Here is a 2,367-nt window from a genome sequence, read left to right on the forward strand (position 1 = left end):
CCGCTGGGCTGCCGGCACGACCCGCGGGTCGCCCGTGCGGAACGCCTGCCACCAGCGCCTGCCGTCCGCGACGAACTCCTCGATCGGCACCGGCGTGCCGTCGGCGTGCCGCGCGGTCACGTCGGTGAACTCCACCAGCCCTTCGATGCAGAACGATCCGTCCGGCGTGCCGCACTCGTTGAACCAGTACAGCGAGTGCGTCCCCACCACCGCGTCGGCCAACATCAGTTCCAGGCTCACCTCCGCCGGCCAGTCCGCGACGAGGTCCGGCGCGTCGAGGAACTCCCAGCCGTACAGATCCCCCGTGTGCGTGAGCGAGGCGAAGAACTCCTCGACCGCGGCCAGGTCGGCCAGCGGCACGGCCGGGCCGTAGTCCACCTCGCCCGGGATGTCGCGCCGCAGCAGCACCCGAACCCGCGACACGCCCGAGAGCACCAGCGCCCGGCGGGTGTCCGGGTCCGGCGGACCCTCCTCCGGCAGCGCCAGCACATGCAGCAGCAGGCTCACCGCCCGGCCCGGCTCGGCCCGCAGCCCCACGACCGTGGCCTCGTTGAGCGCGACCTCGAGGTCCCCGGGCACGCCCACGCGATCAGTCCCTCCGCGGGTGCCGGGCGATCCACGCGACCGCCTGCGTGCGCCGCTCCATACCGAGCTTCGCGAGCACGGACGTCACGTAGTTCTTCACGGTCTTCTCCGCGAGGAACAGCCGCTCCGCGATCTGCCGATTCGTGAGGCCCTCGCCCATCAGCTCGAGCACGTGGCGCTCGCGGTCGGTCAGCGCGGACAGCTCGTCCGTCTCGGCCGACCGGCGCATCCGGTCGAGCACGCGGGCCGTGGTCACCGGATCCAGCAGCGACCGGCCCGCCGCGACCTCGCGCACCGCGTCCACCAGGTCCTGGCCGCGCACCTGTTTGAGCAGGTAGCCCGACGCGCCCGCCATGATCGCCTCGACCAGGGCCTGCTCGTCGTCGAACGCGGTCAGCACCAGGCACTTCGGCGCGGGGTCGCGCGACCGCAGCCTCCGGCACAGCGAGACACCGTCGCCGTCCGGCAGCCGCACGTCGACCACCACCACGTCGGGCCCGGTCGCCCCGATCCGGGTCAGCGCCTCGTCGACGCCGCCCGCCTCGGCCACCACCTCGATCCCCGGCTCGCCGTCCAGCAGGTCCCGCAGCCCGCGCCGCACCACCTCGTGGTCGTCGACGAGCGCCACGCGAACCGGCATGCGTTCAGCCTATTGCTCGACCACCCCCAGCAGGTTGTGCAGCTTGCCCACCGCGGCCCGGTTGCCGTCCGGCTCGACCGCGTCGTTGCCCGCCCGGCGCCACAGCCAGCGCAGCACCGCGTCCGCGGACCCGCGTAAGACGGCGTCCGTGTCCGCCCCGGCCCCCGCGTCGACCGGCTCGACCGTGACCACGTCCGGGCCGAGCTGTACCAACCAGCTCGCCTCGGGCACGTCGATCCGCACGGTGTCGCCGTCGCAGGCCGCAATGTGGTCGGCGACGTACTCGGGGTAGGCCGTGGTCCCGTAGGCGAGGAAGCACACCAGCACCTCGTCGATGCCGTCCGCGGCTAGGTCCGCCGGGATCGGCGTGAGCTCCGCACCGGCCGCGAGCTCGGCGTCGACGCGGTGGATCACGGTCTCCTGCGCCATCCGCCGCAGCCACCAGCCGACCGTCTGCGTCCCCTCGTACCAGCTCGGCGTCGGCTCGTCCGGCTTGTGGGCACCGAACTCCGAGATCAGCTCGCGGTACGCGTTGTCCAGTGCCGCCAGCGGGTCGCCGCCGAGGTCGGGTGGCCACGGATGCGGCTCGGCACCATGTCGCATGATCTCCGTCTTGTGTAGGTAGACCTCCGCGACGTGGTTGGCGAGGTCGGCGCCCGTCCAACCGGGACAGCTCGGCACCGTCTCGCCCAGCGCGCCCGCGGCCACCTCACGCAGCCGCCGGTAGTCCGCCTCGAGGCACTCGTGAAATCTCGACTCGTCCACGCCGCGGACCTAACCACGGCCCACCGACAATTTTCGGGATGATCGCCGGATGCTGACCACCGACCAGCGCCACCTCCTGGTGCGCAAGCGGTTGCGTCCGTTCGCCGACGAGTACGAGGTGCGCGCCCGGCCGTCCGGCGACCTGGTCGGGTTCGCCCGGAAGGCGCGCTTCGCCCCCGAGCTGACCGTCCACCGCAACGAGAGCCGCGCCGAGCTTGTCTGCACGGTCCGGACCCGCCCGCCGGCCAGGCACCTCGAGGTCAGCGCCACCGAGCCGCTCGGCCGGATCCGCATCGAGCAGTCATGGGGGCCGCGCGTGTGGCACCTCGAGCCGGCGGCCGGCGAGCCCGTGCGCGGCCGCGAGCGCAGCCGCGTCG

General features: G+C 73.2%; 4 protein-coding genes. 1 reads left to right on the forward strand and 3 read right to left on the reverse strand.

Features of this window, described 5'->3' with window-relative positions; genetic code table 11:
* From ACRDTB_RS37995 to ACRDTB_RS38005, 3 genes are all read right to left on the reverse strand, one after another.
* A partial coding sequence (locus tag ACRDTB_RS37995; RefSeq protein ID WP_431437120.1) for a hypothetical protein occupies window positions 1-585 on the reverse strand: 585 nt, incomplete at its 3' end.
* Between the two features lie 4 nt (window positions 586-589).
* The gene (locus tag ACRDTB_RS38000) at window positions 590-1,225 is read right to left on the reverse strand and encodes a response regulator (protein WP_431437121.1); all 636 of its coding nucleotides are present in this window, start codon (window positions 1,223-1,225) and stop codon (window positions 590-592) included.
* 9 nt (window positions 1,226-1,234) lie between these two features.
* Window positions 1,235-1,990, reverse strand: a complete 756-nt coding sequence (locus ACRDTB_RS38005) for a maleylpyruvate isomerase N-terminal domain-containing protein (protein WP_431437123.1) — start codon at window positions 1,988-1,990, stop codon at window positions 1,235-1,237.
* Between the two features lie 49 nt (window positions 1,991-2,039).
* On the opposite strand from ACRDTB_RS38005, the gene ACRDTB_RS38010 reads away from it, so the two are divergent.
* On the forward strand, window positions 2,040-2,367 hold a 328-nt coding region (locus tag ACRDTB_RS38010), incomplete at its 3' end, for a hypothetical protein (RefSeq protein WP_431437125.1).

This window comes from Actinophytocola sp. (genome assembly GCF_050699935.1).
In the GTDB taxonomy this organism is placed as follows: Bacteria; Actinomycetota; Actinomycetes; order Mycobacteriales; family Pseudonocardiaceae; genus Actinophytocola.